This window comes from Hylemonella gracilis ATCC 19624, from assembly GCF_000211835.1.
GTDB lineage: Bacteria > Pseudomonadota > Gammaproteobacteria > Burkholderiales > Burkholderiaceae_C > Hylemonella > Hylemonella gracilis.
In genome coordinates, this window is the sequence record NZ_AEGR01000098.1 from 1 (window position 1) to 15,695 (window position 15,695).

At 66.6% G+C, this 15,695-nt stretch carries 14 protein-coding genes; 6 read left to right on the plus strand and 8 right to left on the minus strand.

From position 1 onward, the window contains the following. Positions 1-88 precede the first annotated feature (88 nt). The 5 genes from HGR_RS14955 to hemC form a co-directional block, all read right to left on the minus strand. Complete coding sequence (locus tag HGR_RS14955) at positions 89-1,183, minus strand: GGDEF domain-containing protein (protein ID WP_138922561.1); 1,095 nt, start codon at positions 1,181-1,183, stop codon at positions 89-91. A 122-nt stretch (positions 1,184-1,305) separates the two neighbouring features. Then, the gene (locus tag HGR_RS14960; protein ID WP_006299200.1) at positions 1,306-2,718 is read right to left on the minus strand and encodes a heme biosynthesis HemY N-terminal domain-containing protein; all 1,413 of its coding nucleotides are present in this window, start codon (positions 2,716-2,718) and stop codon (positions 1,306-1,308) included. A 49-nt stretch (positions 2,719-2,767) separates the two neighbouring features. Further along, a complete protein-coding gene (locus tag HGR_RS14965) occupies positions 2,768-3,943 on the minus strand; it encodes a uroporphyrinogen-III C-methyltransferase (protein ID WP_006299201.1) in 1,176 nt (391 codons plus the stop codon). Between the two features lie 10 nt (positions 3,944-3,953). After that, on the minus strand, positions 3,954-4,817 hold the full coding sequence (locus tag HGR_RS14970; RefSeq protein ID WP_006299202.1) for a uroporphyrinogen-III synthase: 864 nt from the start codon (positions 4,815-4,817) through the stop codon (positions 3,954-3,956). 52 nt (positions 4,818-4,869) lie between these two features. Continuing rightward, positions 4,870-5,841, minus strand: a complete 972-nt coding sequence (gene hemC / locus HGR_RS14975; RefSeq protein WP_006299203.1) for a hydroxymethylbilane synthase — start codon at positions 5,839-5,841, stop codon at positions 4,870-4,872. A gap of 168 nt (positions 5,842-6,009) precedes the next feature. Here hemC and HGR_RS14980 point away from each other — a divergent pair, with 168 nt between their 5' ends. After that, complete coding sequence (locus HGR_RS14980) at positions 6,010-8,931, plus strand: phosphoenolpyruvate carboxylase (RefSeq protein WP_006299204.1); 2,922 nt, start codon at positions 6,010-6,012, stop codon at positions 8,929-8,931. 31 nt (positions 8,932-8,962) lie between these two features. On the opposite strand, the gene HGR_RS14985 is transcribed toward HGR_RS14980, so the two are convergent. Genes HGR_RS14985 through HGR_RS14995 form a run of 3 tightly spaced genes read right to left on the minus strand, consistent with a single transcriptional unit; the run spans position 8,963 to position 10,442 of the window. After that, positions 8,963-9,394 carry a DUF6632 domain-containing protein gene (locus HGR_RS14985; RefSeq protein ID WP_006299205.1) on the minus strand — a complete coding sequence of 144 codons (432 nt, stop codon included), beginning with the start codon at positions 9,392-9,394 and terminating at the stop codon, positions 8,963-8,965. Then, positions 9,391-9,960 (minus strand): GrpB family protein, encoded by a 570-nt coding sequence (locus HGR_RS14990; protein WP_006299206.1) that lies wholly within the window; start codon positions 9,958-9,960, stop codon positions 9,391-9,393. Before HGR_RS14990 ends, HGR_RS14985 begins: the two co-directional genes overlap by 4 nt. After that, positions 9,957-10,442, minus strand: coding sequence for a DinB family protein (locus HGR_RS14995; protein ID WP_006299207.1), 486 nt, complete (start codon positions 10,440-10,442; stop codon positions 9,957-9,959). Before HGR_RS14995 ends, HGR_RS14990 begins: the two co-directional genes overlap by 4 nt. A gap of 104 nt (positions 10,443-10,546) precedes the next feature. Here HGR_RS14995 and HGR_RS15000 point away from each other — a divergent pair, with 104 nt between their 5' ends. The 5 genes from HGR_RS15000 to HGR_RS15020 all read left to right on the plus strand — a co-directional run bounded on the left by HGR_RS15000 (position 10,547) and on the right by HGR_RS15020 (position 15,617). After that, positions 10,547-11,857, plus strand: a complete 1,311-nt coding sequence (locus HGR_RS15000; protein WP_006299208.1) for a replication-associated recombination protein A — start codon at positions 10,547-10,549, stop codon at positions 11,855-11,857. A 114-nt stretch (positions 11,858-11,971) separates the two neighbouring features. Next, on the plus strand, positions 11,972-12,892 hold the full coding sequence (locus tag HGR_RS15005) for a branched-chain amino acid ABC transporter permease (protein WP_006299210.1): 921 nt from the start codon (positions 11,972-11,974) through the stop codon (positions 12,890-12,892). Between the two features lie 48 nt (positions 12,893-12,940). Next, a complete protein-coding gene (locus HGR_RS15010) occupies positions 12,941-14,077 on the plus strand; it encodes a branched-chain amino acid ABC transporter permease (protein ID WP_406564789.1) in 1,137 nt (378 codons plus the stop codon). Further along, entirely contained in the window at positions 14,074-14,880 is an 807-nt protein-coding gene (locus HGR_RS15015) for an ABC transporter ATP-binding protein (protein WP_006299213.1), read from the plus strand. Before HGR_RS15010 ends, HGR_RS15015 begins: the two co-directional genes overlap by 4 nt. A gap of 5 nt (positions 14,881-14,885) precedes the next feature. Continuing rightward, positions 14,886-15,617 (plus strand): ABC transporter ATP-binding protein, encoded by a 732-nt coding sequence (locus HGR_RS15020; protein WP_006299214.1) that lies wholly within the window; start codon positions 14,886-14,888, stop codon positions 15,615-15,617. Positions 15,618-15,695 lie beyond the last annotated feature (78 nt).

Genomic DNA, 15,695 nt, shown 5'->3' on the forward strand with positions numbered 1-15,695 from the left:
CCAAAAAAAAAAACCCCGCCATGGCATCCATGGCGGTTTTTTTACTCGGTGGCTCGCTTGACGACCCTCAACGCCGTGCGCGGCAACGTCACTGGAATACGTCCACCGAACCGGAGCGCTGCACCAAGCCAAAGAAGCCACGCCGAAGCAGCCCCGCATGGCTGCAAACCTGGTTGTAGCCATTCCTTTGCACATAGTCGATGGCCTGCTCGGACCGTTCCAGCGCGGCATCCGGTGTGTCGTCCGACTGAATCCGGGTGAAACCGATACTGACGGTGACGCGACTGAGCTGCGGAAAATTGAAGCGCTCGATGCTGTCGCGCAGACGCTCCAGCAAGTTCTGAGCCGAGGATTCCTCGGGACAGTGGAACAAGGCCGCGAAACGGTCTCCGCCCAACCGGTAGAGCCGGTCGTGGGTGCGGAAGGTGTTGTTCATGATGCGCGTGATCAGCAGCGTGTTCTCCTCCATCAGCAAATGGCCATGCTTGTCGTTGAGGAGCTGGAAATGGTCCACCGCGATGGTCGCGAGCCAGTAATTGGGAGGAACACGGTGACGGCGCTCGGGCTCGGCAGGCTTCGCGTCCTGCGGCGCGCTGGACGGTGTGGAGGCCCCTGCACCAGGGGACGTGCTGGTCAATTCCTCGAGCACGGCGCTGTAGAAGGTATCGTCCAGGGACTTGCGGTTGAGCAAGCCGGTCAGGGGATCGTGATCGCTGTAGGCCAGCAGCACGTGCATGTTGCGGTAGACGCGGTGGATCTGATCGATGATGAGCCGCGCGCCATCGTCCAAGACGCTGCCGGCGTGGACCTCCAGCACACCCCGCTCATCGTCGCGCACTTCGTCCAGCAAGGGATAGAAATAAATGCGCGGGCCATCTTGGCCCGCCCAGGCCAATTCGATCTCGGCGTTCTCTTGCAGGCAGCGCACCCGGTCAGGCTCATCATCCAGGCGCGGCAAACGTTTAAAGTCCGCGCGCAAGGGGTCCACCACCTTGCCGCCGCCGCCGGCGTCCAGGGTCACCTTGTCAAGCCAGCGTTTCTGCTCCTCGTCCACCATCAGGCGCGCGATCACCACGCGCTGGATGGAGGTCAGGTCGAGCAGGGCTTTGGCCAAGGTGAGGTCCAGCAACTCGCGGTCGCGATGATCCGTCAGCTTGATGAGGTGATCGATCAGGGTCGGCATGGTGGTGACCATATTAGCCGGGAGCGACCCTACTGTCACGGGTATGCAACCCATGTCCCGCGACGATACCGTGCTCCTGAATCGCGGCGGCCAGCCGCCTGGACGAGTGCCGCGGCCCGCCGCTAACCGAGGGCGGCCCGCCGCCAGGCCTCCAGCGCAGCGGGCGCATCCTCGCGTTGCTCGGCCAGCCGAGCCAGGCTGGTCCAAGCGCGGCGGCGCAATCCCTCGTCCTTGAGCTGCATCAGCGACTGTTTCAGCAGTTGCTGCGCCTTGCCCCACAAACTCAGGTGCATGCAGGTCACGCCCGCCAGGTATTGCAACAAGGGATCACCCGGGCTGGCCATTTGCGCGGTCTCGATGCGTCCCAACCAGGCCGCATCCGGCGGCACCCGCTCAAAACCGCGCTCCAACAACCGCACCAGACGCAAACGCAAGGCAGAAGCCGCCGCCGCACCCTGGACGACCGATGACGCTGACATGGAGGCCGTGGCCGCCAGCGGAAGGATCGGCCGCACGAGTTGCTCCCACACAGGCTCCAGCCACCGCAACACCTGCGCGATGTCTCCGTCTTCGTCCCCCTCCCCGCTGCCGCCCGCCCGACCTTGGTTGCTCAGCGCCAGCATCCGCTCGCCAGCCTGAAGGGCGGCCTCGGGCAGATCACGTTCCGCCGGCTCCAGGGACTCCCAGGCCTGCAGCAGTTGCGCCTGGTCGTGGGCGTCGCGCAACACTTCGGTGACCAGGCCACGCACGATGACCTGGGTGGCCGTGTCCGAGAACGCGCGGTGTTTGCTCAGCAGGCGCAAGGTCTCCAGCGCCGCCAAGGGCTTTCCCGCCATCCGCGTGACACGCAGGCGCAGTCGGAGGGCGGCCAGCCGGCGCGCGACGCCCTGCGGTAACTCATCCACGCGGCGCAGGGCCGCCTGGGCATCACGGTCTTCGTAGGCCCATCGCGCCATGCGCAGTTGCACGCCATCGCGCACCTCCTGAGCATCGCGCATGCGCACGGCACCGCGCTTGACGCTGTCGCCAGCCCCCGCCAGCTCGCCCGCCACCGCGTCCAGTGCCGCTTGGGCATGTTCGTCCCGCCGGGGCCGGTCTTGCAGGGCGTGGGCGCATTCCGCGGCCAGCAGATGGGCCAGTGCCACGGTGCGGATGCTCTGAGGCAGCGCCTGTTCGTTGCGCATCAGGGATTGGGTCTGCTCCACCACGTTCTCAGCCGCCTTGCGGCCGCGCAGGTAGCGACCCGCCGTCCAGTGGGCCATGGCATCCAGCAGGCCCTGCTGCTGGACACGCTCCTGGTGCCTGCGGCGCCAAAGGCGGGCGCGCTCAGGCATGCCCAGCAAGAGGGACAGCCCGCGCAGCAGCGCGTGCAGGACCAGAAACGACACCAGCAAGGCCAGGGCGGCGAAGTTGGCCGAGACGTCCAGTCGGTAGGGAGGCCAGAAGATGGTGACCAGGCCCGTGTTGTCGGCCAGGAACAGCGCAGCGCCCACCGCCAGCGCGAACAGAAACAGCAACCAGACCAGACTGCGCATCACTCTCCCTTCTCCCTCATCGTCCCACCAGCGCCCCCGAGCGCGCGTGTCATGGCATCACGGCGGCCAAGGCCGCCAGCGTCGCGTCCGGCCGCGGCAACTTCAGGTTCTGCACCTGCAACTGGACACCGCGCAGCAGCTCGAGCGCCTCGCGCGTGGCGCCGGCGTCCGGACTGAAATATTTCCTCAGCAATGACTCCGCCCGCAGCAGGTCCGTGCGTGCGGCCTCCGGCTGGCGCGCCAGCAAGGCCTGGCGTGCGTTGAGCAGGAGCAACTGCAGGTTCTCACGCAGGAAAAAGGACTGGTCCGGCGCCAGCAGGGCGGCCTCCGGCCCATCGATGCGGCTCACGCGCACCAGGCCACTGAGCGTTTGCGAGGCGTAAGCCCATTGCCGCAGCCACCACGCCTGCAATTTGTCGGCCCAGCTGGCGCTGGCGTCGACCGGCGCGGCGGACGCAGCGCCATCCTGCGAGGGAGATGCGGCCGTGGCAGCGGGTTGGGGGATCTTGGGCGCGGCGCTTGCCGCAGGACCCGCCTGGGCACGGCCCGGGCGCCCGGGGTCGTAGGCGTTGGCCAAGGGCAAATCGGGCGCCAGGCGCAGCAATTCGTTCAGCCTGGCCAGCAGCGCGGGGGTGTCCAGGTAAGAGGAGGACTCGATGCGCGCCAGATCCTGCGCGACGGCGCGCTGAACAGGGGCCAAACGGGGCGAGGCCGATTGCAAGCGCCGCTGCAGGGAACGCAGCGCCGCCACCATGGGCTGGGCCCCGCCGCTCATCTGCGTGTACTCCTGGGCCAGGCGCAGCGTGGACTCCACATCGGCCAACAGGTATTCGTCGCGCGAGCGCGAGAGGCTCTGCAGCAGAGATTCAAGCTGGCTGCGCTGCAGCGCAGTGTCGCTCAGGCGGGCATCGAGCACGGCTTGACGCGCGGTCAGGTCTTGCTCGCGCACATGGCCTTGCTGGGCCAGCGCACGCGCCTCCGTGGCCACCGACAAGGCATCGGCGGCCTGGCGCGCGAGCTGGTCCGCGGTCATGTGTTGACGCACGCCCAGCAGAAGCACCAGCAGCAAGGCCAGGACGGTCAAAGCACCCAGCAGCCACACCGGCCAGCGCGCGGGTTTCGCGGCGGCTGCAGCGGGAGAAACCACGCCCCCCTGCGGCAAACGGGTGTCGGCGGGGGCGCTCGGCGAGGACTCGGGACCGGTGGGCTGGGGCGTGGTGCTCATCGCGACGATTCTATCGAGGCTCTCGCCGCGCGAACGCCGTCAGGGCCTCGCGCACGTCGGTCAAGGCGGGTCTGGACATCGCGATGTCGCCAAAGCCTGCGTCACGCGCGGCCCGTGCGATCCGCTCATGGGTCACCAGGGCTCGCGCCGCCCGCCAATCCTGGTCTGGCAAGAGGCTGCGCAGGTTGCGCAGGGCCTCGCTGCTGCTGAACAGCCAGACGGCGCCGTCTCGCGCCGCCGCGCGGGCCAGGGCGAACGGCGCGGAGTCAGGCGTCCAGGCAGGCGCGCGGCGCTGGTAACTCACGACGAAGTCCACCTGTGCACCCGCCTCGCGAAGCCGTTGCGCGAACCAGTCACGTCCGGCGCCGTTGCTGAGCGATTCAAGGCGGGCAGGGTCAGGGCCGGATGCACCGGGGCTCGTCTCGGGCAAGTCCTGCGCGTCGGCGCCGCGCACGATCAGCACGCGCCAGTCGGCCTGCACCCGCCGCGCGACCCGCGCCCACAGGGCTTCGGAATCGAACTGCGGTGCATCGTCGGGAGGGGCAACGATGCATTCGGCGGGCCAGCCAGCCGCCGCCAGGGCACGGGCCGTGCCCGGCCCGGTGGCCCAGGCCTGCGGCCCCTGCGTCTGCGGCAGCGCCCAACCCCGACGCGCAGCGCAGAGGCCCTCGACGGCGTTCGCGCTCACGAACATCATGGCTTGCCAATGCCTTGGGTCGGCATCCAGCTGCGCCCACACGCGCGGCACGGCATCCGGCTTGGGCGCGGGCGCGATCTCGATCAATGGCAGCGGCTCGGCCTGCCATCCCGCTCGCCGCAGGACCTCCACCCACTCCTGGGCTTCACGGGCGGGACGGGTGACGATGACGCGCATTGGACGGTTCGCATTCAAGCGTGCTTGAGGCTCAGGGCTCAGGGCTCAGGGCTCAGGACTGCAAGGTCCCACCGGCCCGACGCACCGCCTCTTGCAGTTGGCGCGCGACGCGCAAGCCCAAGGCTTCGGCATCGTCCAGGCCATGCACGGCCGCTTCGTCTTGCGCCTGCACCAAGGGCAACCGCCCTTGCACGTCACCCCAGGCGGCGCGCAAGCGCAAGGTCGCGCCCTTGGGCGCGGGGGAACTGACAAAGGCCGCGTGTGCGGCCAGGGGCATCGAACAGCTGCCGCCCATGGCGCGGCTGACCGCACGTTCGGCGGCCACGCGCAACCAGGTGGGCTGGTGGGCCAGGTTGGACAGCGCCTGCTCCAGTGCGGCGGTCTGCGCCGTCGCACCGTGCTTGATCTCGATGCCCAGCGCGCCCTGACCGGCGGCGGGCAGCATCTCTTCAGGCGTGAAGATCTTGCGGATGCGCGCTGCCAGGCCCAGGCGTTTGAGCCCCGCGGCGGCCAGCACGATGGCGTGGTATTGCCCCTCGTCCAGCTTGCGCAGGCGCGTGTCCAGATTGCCGCGCAGGGGTTCGATGCGCACATCGTCGCGACCCAAGGCACGCAAGGCCTCGCGCAGCAGCACCACGCGCCGCAAGCTGGAGGTGCCCACGATGGCGCCGCTGGGCAGGTCGGCCAGACCAGCGCAGTGCGGCGAAACCCAAGCATCGCGCTCGTCCTCACGCTCGAGCACGGCGGCCAGCACGAAGCCCTCGGGCAATTCCATGGGCACATCCTTGAGCGAGTGCACGGCCAGATCGGCCCGGCCTTCGTCCAGGGCGACTTCCAGCTCCTTCACGAAGAGGCCCTTGCCCCCGACCTTGCTCAAGGCGCGATCCAGGATTTGATCACCCTGGGTGGTCATGCCCAACAGTGTCACCGCGTGTCCCTGCTGGCGCAGCAAGCCTTGCACATGCTCGGCCTGCCAAAGAGCGAGTCGGCTTTCACGGGTGGCGATGGTGAGGTTCATGGACATCGGAGCGGAGGGCGTCAAGGCCTGGGGAACGGAGTGCGGGACAGCGGCGAGAGGATCGGATTTATTCGCCGCGAACATGAGCGTTATTCGCAGAGCGGGGGCCGCGTCGGCGGAGCCGGGCGGCTGGCGATGCTAGCATGCACGCGACACCCGACCCGAGCGCGGAACATGCACAAAACACGAGACGAAGAACAGCCTTTGATCGAAGACACGCGTTTGCTGGGCCGCGTGCTGGGCGACGTGATCCGAGACCAGGAAGGCAACAGCGCCTACGAACTGATCGAACAGATCCGCAAGCTCTCCGTCGCCTTCCGCCTGGACGCCGATGCCGAGGCAGGCCAGCAGTTGAACAAGCTGCTCAAGCGCCTGAGCGACGAGCAGACTGTCAGCGTGATCCGCGCCTTCACCTACTTCAGCCACCTGGTCAACCTGGCCGAAGACCGGCACCAAATCCGCGTGCACGCCAGCCGCGAACGCGCCGGCGAGACCGAGGAAGACAGCATCGCCGCCGCGCTGACGCGCCTGCACGGCGCGGGCATCGCCAAGACTGACATCGCCGACACCCTGGCACAGAGTTATCTCTCCCCCGTGCTGACGGCGCACCCCACCGAGGTGCAACGCAAGAGCATCTTGGACGCTGAACGCTCGATCGCCCACCTGCTGGCGCAGCGCGACGAAATCAAGGCCCGCGCCGCCGGCGTGGACCCGCGCCGGGACAAGCTCACCCCGCGTGAACTCACGGCCAATGAAGCGCAGTTGCGCGCGCGCGTGCTGCAGCTGTGGCAGACCCGCCTGGTGCGCGGCAGCAAGCTGGCGGTGGCCGACGAGATCGACAACGCGCTCAGCTATTACGAGCCCACCTTCCTGCGCGAGATCCCGGCCCTCTACGCCCAGCTGGAGGAGGCGTTGGACGCGCCCGTGCACGATTTCCTGCGCATGGGCCACTGGATCGGGGGGGACCGCGACGGCAACCCCAACGTCACGGCGCACACCATGGAGCAAGCCCTGGCGCGCCAGTCGGAGGTGGCCCTGCGGCACTACCTGCACGAAGTTCATCTGCTCGGGGTGGAGCTCTCCGTGTCCGAGCGGCTGGTGGGTTGCAGCCCCGCGCTGCGCGCCCTGGCCGACGCCTCGCCCGACCAAAGCGCGCACCGCCAGGACGAACCCTATCGCCGCGCGCTGGTCCACATCTACGCCCGGCTGGCCGCGACGTTGCGGGCCTATGCCGGCGCCGAGGCACCGCATCTGGCCCTCGCGCCACGCCCCCTGTACACCAGCGCGGCCGAGCTGCTGGCCGACCTGCGCACCATCGACGACTCCCTGACGGAACGCCATGGGGGACCGCTGGCGCAAACGCGTCTGCGTCCGCTGATCCGCGCGGTCCAAGTCTTCGGTCTGCACCTCGCCACCCTGGACCTGCGGCAAAGCTCGGACAAGCACGAAGAAGTGATCACCGAACTGCTGCGCGTGGCCCGCATCGAACCCAACTACGCCGCGTTGACCGAGGGCGCCAAGCGCACCCTGCTGCTGCGGCTGTTGAATGAGGCTCGGCCCCTGCGCGTGGTCGGGGCGCGCTACAGCGACTGGACCCAGAGCGAGCTGGCCGTCTTCGAGACGGCACGCGACCTGCGTCAGCGCTACGGCAAGGAAGCGATCCGGCACTACATCATCAGCCACACCGAGACCGTGAGCGATCTGCTGGAGGTGCTGCTGCTGCAAAAGGAAGTGGGCCTGCTGCAAGGCGCGCTCGGCGGCACCCTGGACGACGCGGAGTGCACGGCGGGGCTCATCACCGTGCCGCTGTTCGAGACCATCGAGGACCTGCGCAACGCCGCGCCCATCATGCGCGACTACTACGCCCTGCCCGGCATCACCGCCTTGGTCGAGCGCGGCGGCGAGCAAGACATCATGCTGGGCTACTCCGACAGCAACAAGGACGGCGGCATCTTCACCAGCAATTGGGAGCTGTACCGCGCCGAGACCGAGCTGGCGGCGCTGTTTGACGACATGAACGCCGCAGGGCCGTCCCAAGAGCAGCGACGGCCCACCCCTAGCGAAGCGCAGGGCACGCCTGCACTTGGGGGCAGCGCACCACGCGCAGCGGGAAGCGTGGGGGCCAACAAGCCAAACATCAAGATGCGCCTTTTCCATGGCCGCGGTGGCACGGTCGGCCGTGGCGGCGGCCCGAGCTACCAGGCCATCTTGGCCCAGCCCCCAGGGACGGTGCGCGGTCAGATCCGGTTGACGGAACAAGGCGAGGTGATTGCCTCCAAGTACGCCAACCCTTTGATCGGCCGACGTAACCTCGAAACCCTGGTGGCGGCCACACTGGAAGCCACGTTGCTGCAACCCACCGAAGCCGCGGCCCCCGCGTGGCTGCGGGCGGCAGAAGAACTGTCGCACGCCAGCATGACGGCGTACCGCAAATTGGTCTACGACACCCCGGATTTCGCCGACTACTTCTTCAGTGCCACGCCCATACGCGAAATCGCGGAACTCAACATCGGCTCGCGTCCGACCTCGCGCAAGGCCACGCAGAAGATCGAGGACCTGCGCGCCATTCCCTGGGGCTTTAGCTGGGGCCAGAGCCGCATCAACCTGCCGGGCTGGTACGGCTTTGGTTCGGCCGTGGCCGCGTACCTCGAGGCCGGCGGCGGGAGCGCTCGCAAGACCCGCCTGGCCCTGCTGCGCAAGATGGCGCGCGAATGGCCCTTCCTGCGGACCCTGCTGTCCAACATGGACATGGCGCTGGCCAAGAGCGACTTGGCCCTGGGATCACGTTACGCCGGGCTGGTCGATGCGCCCTTGCGCCGCAAGATCTACGCGCAAATCGAAGCGGAGTGGCAGCGCACCGCCGAGGCGCTGAGCCTGCTGACCGGTGACAAGGTGCGTCTGGCCGCCAACCCGGCGCTGCAACGCTCCATCCAGCACCGCTTGCCTTACATCGATCCGCTGCACCACTTGCAGGTCGAGCTGATGCGCCGGCATCGCGCGGGCAAGGCCGACGATCCACACACCCTGGACCGCCTGCGGCGCGGCATCCACATCTCGATCAACGGGATCGCGGCAGGCTTGCGCAACACGGGCTGAAACGGCACGAACGCAGGCGCCCGCGCTGGCCTCACCCACCCGCATCTCGCCCGTTCGGAGGGGACGCACTTCGAGAAGCAAAGCGGCACATCAGAGCTTGCGGGCAGAGGTAAGCGAGCACCGCGGCGGCACCAAATAGCACGAGCACATCGCCGTAGAGGTGATGGACGTGTCGCAGTTCGACCAAGGACTGCACCGCCATGACGCCACCGTGCACGATGCTTGACCAAATGGCGAATGAGATCAAGCTCAGGTGATCTTTCGGACTGCGTGCCGCGACGATCAGGAAGATCCCCAAGGTGGCGTAAAGCGCCATGATCATCACCAAATACTCCGACTGTCCGCTGTGCCAGACCCAGCCCGAGGGCCAGAGCACCGTCAGGGGATAGAAGCCAAAAATGGAAAAGGCCCCGATGGCCCGCAGTGCGAATGCAAGGATTTTGAGACGGTCAGCTTCGGTCATGGGGATGCTCCTGGCTCGGACGTGGAACGGCAATGATTTTTTGTCACGGCGCGGATGAACTCCGCCTTGGCGTGGGTGTAAGCCTCCCTGTCTCTGGGATGCTCTCTCGCGCAGTCGGCCTTCAACTCGGCATAACGGGCCGCGAGCGCGGGTTGGGCACGCAGCGCATCTCGAAAGCGCAGCCACTCACGCCAGACCGGTCCTTCATGGACCACGACATGGAGATGGTGCGTGCGGCGCCCGTCCGCCCAACGCATCAGCCATTTGCGGTCGCTCAGCGTTGCGTTGTATTCGGCCGAGGTGGCGTACCCCGCAGCGCACAGCGGGGCGATGACAGACTCCGCCGCCGCCATGGAAGTCACGCCAGCCAGGATGTCGATGATGGGCTTGGCCACCAGGCCTGGGACGGCCGTGCTGCCCACGTGCTGCGCGTCGATGAACAGGCCGGGCAGCGCCGAGAGAAGGCGCTGCCGCTCGGCGGCATAAGCCGCGGGCCACGAGGGATCATGGGGAAACAGCCGCACTTCCTCGTCGATGGCCGCCCGCAGTGATTGCTGCTCGTTCAAGCGCGTCTCTCGCCATCACGCAGGAACACCGGCAGATCCATCACCGGAGGACGCGACCCAATTTGGTACAGAAGGTCCGCGACATAGCCTCGGTGATAGGTTTTATGGTTGACCACATGCAACAGCATTTCGCCTCGGGTCATGATCCCTGCGCCACCGTCCACGAATTTGAACGGGATGGCCTCGTCGTGCGCCTGCTCGGTGAGCATCAGGGCATAGTCGATGTACCACCGATCAACCGCGGTTTGCGCTTCGCGCAATTCCGGCAGCAAGGGTTCGACCTCCGTGATCCGGCTTGTGAATCCGTGAGGCCGGCTTTCCAGATGCGCCTTCCAGATGATGTCAACCACGTAAGCATGGTTCAAGGTGTTCACCATGCTGCCAAAGCCCGTCACCCGCTTGGCACTCGGCTCCCCGGGGGGCAAAGAGGCCAGCAGGTTGAAGAGACGGTGGTTCGCCCACGCGTTGTAGCGTGTGAGCATTTGGATGTTCTGAATGGCTGACATATGCTGACATGCGCGCGCGACGTGAAACGACTTCCATCATGCCAAAAGCGCCAACCGTCGCAACCTAAAATCCTTGGGCCATGTCCAAATCGCCCCCGAGTCCGCCGCACCAGCCCCTGGCCGAACGCCTGCGCCCGCACACGCTGGGCGAGGTGATCGGCCAGCAGCACCTGCTGGGCGAGGGCATGCCGCTGCGCATCGCCTTCGAATCGGGCCAGCCGCACAGCTGCATCCTCTGGGGGCCGCCGGGCACCGGCAAGACAACGATCGCGCGGCTGATGGCCGATGCCTTCGGCGCGCAGTTCATCAGCATCAGCGCGGTGCTGGGCGGGGTGAAGGACATCCGCGAGGCGGTGGAGTTGGCCGAGGCCGCTCGCGATGGTCTTCAACAACAGCGCACCATCGTCTTCGTCGACGAGGTGCACCGCTTCAACAAGAGCCAGCAGGACGCGTTCCTGCCGCACGTGGAAAGCGGCCTCTTCACCTTCATCGGCGCGACAACGGAGAACCCCTCCTTCGAGGTCAACTCCGCCCTGCTGTCGCGCGCGGCGGTCTATGTGCTGCAGGCACTGACCGAGGACGACCTGAAGCAGATCGTGCTGCGCGCCCGCGGCATCGACGCCGTGCCGCCCTTGGAGGATGCCGCGCTGGACCGTTTGATTGCCTACGCCGATGGCGATGCGCGCCGCCTGCTGAACACGCTGGAAACCCTGAGCGTCGCGGCCCGTCAGCAAAAGCAGGAGCAGATCCGTGATGAGTGGCTGCTCAAAGTCCTGGGCGAACGCATGCGCCGCTACGACAAGGGCGGCGAGCAGTTCTACGACACCATCAGCGCCCTGCACAAAAGCGTGCGCGGCAGCGACCCGGACGCCGCGCTGTACTGGTTCGTGCGCATGCTGGACGGCGGAGCGGACCCGCGTTACATGGCGCGTCGCTTCGTGCGCATGGCCGCCGAAGACATCGGCCTGGCCGACCCGCGCGCGCTGCGCCTGGCGCTCGACGCCGCGGAGGTGTACGAGCGCCTGGGGTCGCCCGAGGGCGAGCTGGCCTTGGCCGAGACGGTGATCTACCTCGCCATGGCGCCCAAGAGCAACGCGGTCTACAAGGCCTACAAGGCCGCGCAGGCCTTTGTCAAGAAGGACGGCACGCGCCCGGTGCCCATGCACTTGCGCAATGCGCCGACAAAATTGATGAAGGAACTGGACTACGGCAAGGGTTACCGCTATGCCCATGACGAAGAGGACGCATTCGCCGCCGGCGAACAATATTTGCCCGAAGGAATGGCACAGCCGGGTTTCTATCAGCCAGTCGAGCGCGGTTTGGAGATTAAAATCGCCGAAAAGCTGCGCCAATTACGCGCGCTGAACGAGCAGAGCGCTCAGCGCCGCTGAAGTCCGCCTCAGGTTGGTCATCGACGCGCGCTAACGCTTTACATCCCCCCCGCCGCCACAAGTGGCATAAAGCTTGCAACCACCTTGGCGCAAAACCCCGAGGCCTGCTTTTCTATGGATATTTTCTTTCAACAGATCATCAACGGACTGGTGCTGGGCAGCATGTATGCCCTCGTCGCCCTGGGTTACACCATGGTGTACGGCATCATCGGCCTCATCAACTTCGCCCACGGCGAGGTGCTGATGGTCGGCGCGCTCGTGAGCTGGACGGTCATCGGTTTCATTCAGCCCCTGCTGCCTCCCTGGCTGGTGCTGTTGGTGGCCCTGGTCGTCGCCTGCCTGGTCGCCGCCGTCCTCAACTACACCATCGAGCGCGTGGCTTACCGTCCTCTGCGCAACAGCCCGCGTCTGGCGCCCCTGATCACGGCCATCGGCATGTCCATCCTGCTGCAGACGCTGGCCATGATCATCTGGAAGCCGAACTACAAGTCCTACCCGACGCTGCTGCCCAGCGAGCCGATCTCGCTCGGTGGCGCCAGCATCACGCCCACGCAGATCATGATCCTCGTGGTGACGGCGCTGACCTTGGCTGGGCTGGTGTGGCTGGTGCACGGCACCAAGCTGGGCCGCGCGATGCGCGCCACAGCCGAGAACCAGCGCGTGGCCGCGCTGATGGGCGTGCAGCCCAACCGCGTGATCTCCGCCACCTTCGTCATTGGCGCCATGCTCGCCGCGCTGGCCGGGGTGATGTGGGCCAGCAACTACGGCACCGTGCAACACGCCATGGGTTTCATCCCTGGCATCAAGGCCTTCACGGCCGCCGTGCTGGGCGGCATTGGCAACCTGGCGGGCGCCGTGGTCGGCGGCATCTTGCTCGGCTTGATCGAATCCATCGGCGCTGGCTACATCGGTGACCTCACGGGCGGCGTGCTGGGCAGCCACTACGTGGACATCTTCGCCTTCGCCGTGCTCATCGTTGTGCTGACGCTGCGGCCCTCCGGCCTGCTGGGTGAACGCGTCGCGGACCGTGCCTGAGCCCGGACGCACCGCTTGATTTAAGAGCCTGATCAAAGAAACGCTCCTATGAATTTCTCTCAAATGACCAACCGGCAGCGCCTCATCGGCATCCTGCTGGCGGCCGTGGGCCTGCTGGTGCTGCCCGTCCTGCTGCAAGGCTTTGGCAGCGCCTGGGTGCGCATCGCCGACATGGCGCTGCTCTTCGTGCTGTTGTCCTTGGGCCTGAACATCGTGGTCGGCTACGCCGGCCTGCTGGACCTGGGCTTCGTCGCCTTCTTCGCCGTCGGCGCCTACATGTTTGGCCTGCTGGCCTCACCGCACCTGTCGGACAACTTCCCGACCTTCGCGGCCCTCTTCCCCAACGGTGTGCACATGCCGCTGTGGCTGATCATCCCCATGTCCGCCGCGCTGGCGGGTATCTTCGGCATCTTGCTGGGCGCGCCCACGCTCAAGCTGCGCGGCGACTACCTGGCCATCGTGACGCTGGGCTTCGGCGAAATCATCCGGGTGTTCATGAACAACCTGGACCATCCTTACAACATCACCAACGGCCCCAAGGGCATCAGCCAGATCGACCCGATCCACTTCTTCGGGTTCAGCCTGGGCCAGCGCTGGGATTTCTTCGGCTACACCGTGACCCCCGTGGTGATGTACTACTACCTCTTCCTTGTGCTGGTGGTGGTGAGCGTCATCATCTGCCACCGCCTGGAGCTGTCGCGCATTGGCCGCGCCTGGATGGCGATCCGCGAGGACGAAACCGCCGCCAAGGCCATGGGCATCAACACCCGCAACATGAAGCTGCTGGCCTTCGCCATGGGCGCCACCTTCGGCGGCGTCTCCGGCGCCATGTTCGCGGCCTTCCAGGGCTTCATTTCGCCTGAATCGTTCAGCCTGATGGAGTCGATCATGATCGTCGCCATGGTGGTGCTGGGCGGCATTGGCCACCTCCCCGGCGTGGTGCTGGGCGCGGTGCTGCTGGCCTCCCTGCCCGAAATGCTGCGCTACGTCGCGGGCCCGCTGCAAGCCATGACGGACGGCCGCCTGGATTCGTCCATCCTGCGCCAGCTGCTGATCGCCCTGGCCATGATCATCATCATGCTGTTGCGCCCGCGCGGCCTGTGGCCCTCGCCGGAACACGGCAAGTCGTCCCGCAAGGCATCGGAAGGCAAGAACAAGGCATCGGCCCAGGAGAGCGCAGCATGAGCCAGAACAAGGAAACCCTGCTGTTCGTCAACGGCGTGTCCAAGCGCTTCGGCGGTCTGCAAGCCCTGAACGATGTCAGCCTGACGATTGAGCGTGGCCAGGTCTATGGCCTGATCGGCCCCAACGGCGCGGGCAAGACCACCTTCTTCAATGTGATCACTGGCCTGTACACACCCGACAGCGGCGAGTTCGTGCTCGGCGGTGTGTCCTACAAGCCCACGGCGGTGCATGACGTCGCCAAGGCCGGCATCGCCCGCACTTTCCAGAACATCCGTCTCTTCTCCGACATGACGGCGCTGGAAAACGTGATGGTCGGCCGCCACATCCGTTCGCGCTCGGGTCTGCTGGGCGCGATCCTGCGCTCCAAGGGCTTCCAGCAGGAAGAAGCCGCCATCGCCAAGCGCGCGCAGGAACTGCTGGACTACGTGGGCATCGGCCAATTCGCCGACTACAAGGCCCGCACGCTCTCCTACGGCGACCAACGCCGCCTGGAGATCGCGCGCGCGCTGGCCACGGAACCCAAGCTGCTGGCACTGGACGAACCCGCCGCCGGCATGAACGCCACCGAGAAGGTGGAACTGCGCGCCCTGATCGAGCGCATCAGCAAGGACGGTGTCACCGTGCTGCTGATCGAACACGACGTGAAGCTCGTCATGGGCCTGTGCAACCGCGTGACCGTGCTCGACTACGGCCGCCGCATCGCCGAAGGCACGCCCGCCGAAGTGCAGAGAAATGAAAAAGTGATCGAGGCCTATCTGGGCCACGGCGGCGCCAAGACTGCCGCCGAAGCCACCGCCGCATAAACATCATGAGCGACACGAAACAAAACGAAGTACTGCTGCAAGTCAGCGGCCTGACCGTGGCTTACGGCGGCATTCAGGCCGTCAAGGGCGTGAATTTCGAAGTGCGGCGCGGCGAACTGGTCAGCCTGATCGGCTCCAACGGCGCGGGCAAGACCAGCACCATGAAGGCCATCACCGGCGGCCTGCCCTGCGGCGGCACGATCAGCTACATGGGCAAGAGCATCCGCGGCCAGGGCCCCTGGGACCTGGTGCGTCAGGGCCTGGCCATGGTCCCCGAAGGCCGGGGCATCTTCACGCGCATGACCATCGCCGAGAACCTGTTGATGGGCGCCTACGTGCACGACGACAAGGACCGCATCGATGCGGACATGGAGCGCATGTACACCCTGTTCCCGCGCCTGAAGGAACGCCACCAGCAGCTCGCTGGCACGCTCTCCGGCGGTGAGCAGCAGATGCTGGCCATGGGCCGCGCGCTGATGAGCCGTCCGCAGGTGCTGCTCCTGGACGAGCCCTCGATGGGCCTGTCCCCAATCATGGTCGACAAGATCTTCGAGGTGGTGAACGAGGTGTCCAGCCAGGGCGTCACGGTGCTGCTGGTCGAACAGAACGCCAGCCGCGCCTTGTCCATCGCCGACCGGGGCTATGTGATGGAAAGCGGCCTGATCAGCCTGTCCGGCCCCGCCGACCAGCTGCTGCACGACCCGGCGGTGCGCGCCGCCTACCTCGGCGAAGGTTGACTGCTGGCTCCCGCGCGAGCGGATCGGGCTTGCCGCCCGCGCGCTCATACGGGGATGGCCTTCGGCTTCGCGCTTCAG

Excerpts from the sequence above, each read along its gene's own strand:
- HGR_RS14955 (WP_138922561.1), bottom strand. The coding sequence starts at position 1,183 with ATGCCGACCCTGATCGATCACCTCATCAAGCTGACGGATCATCGCGAC.
- HGR_RS14960 (WP_006299200.1), bottom strand. The coding sequence starts at position 2,718 with ATGCGCAGTCTGGTCTGGTTGCTGTTTCTGTTCGCGCTGGCGGTGGGC.
- HGR_RS14965 (WP_006299201.1), bottom strand. The coding sequence starts at position 3,943 with ATGAGCACCACGCCCCAGCCCACCGGTCCCGAGTCCTCGCCGAGCGCC.
- HGR_RS14970 (WP_006299202.1), bottom strand. The coding sequence starts at position 4,817 with ATGCGCGTCATCGTCACCCGTCCCGCCCGTGAAGCCCAGGAGTGGGTG.
- hemC (WP_006299203.1), bottom strand. The coding sequence starts at position 5,841 with ATGTCCATGAACCTCACCATCGCCACCCGTGAAAGCCGACTCGCTCTT.
- HGR_RS14980 (WP_006299204.1), top strand. The coding sequence starts at position 6,010 with ATGCACAAAACACGAGACGAAGAACAGCCTTTGATCGAAGACACGCGT.
- HGR_RS14985 (WP_006299205.1), bottom strand. The coding sequence starts at position 9,394 with ATGACCGAAGCTGACCGTCTCAAAATCCTTGCATTCGCACTGCGGGCC.
- HGR_RS14995 (WP_006299207.1), bottom strand. The coding sequence starts at position 10,442 with ATGCTCACACGCTACAACGCGTGGGCGAACCACCGTCTCTTCAACCTG.
- HGR_RS15000 (WP_006299208.1), top strand. The coding sequence starts at position 10,547 with ATGTCCAAATCGCCCCCGAGTCCGCCGCACCAGCCCCTGGCCGAACGC.
- HGR_RS15005 (WP_006299210.1), top strand. The coding sequence starts at position 11,972 with ATGGATATTTTCTTTCAACAGATCATCAACGGACTGGTGCTGGGCAGC.
- HGR_RS15010 (WP_406564789.1), top strand. The coding sequence starts at position 12,941 with ATGAATTTCTCTCAAATGACCAACCGGCAGCGCCTCATCGGCATCCTG.
- HGR_RS15015 (WP_006299213.1), top strand. The coding sequence starts at position 14,074 with ATGAGCCAGAACAAGGAAACCCTGCTGTTCGTCAACGGCGTGTCCAAG.
- HGR_RS15020 (WP_006299214.1), top strand. The coding sequence starts at position 14,886 with ATGAGCGACACGAAACAAAACGAAGTACTGCTGCAAGTCAGCGGCCTG.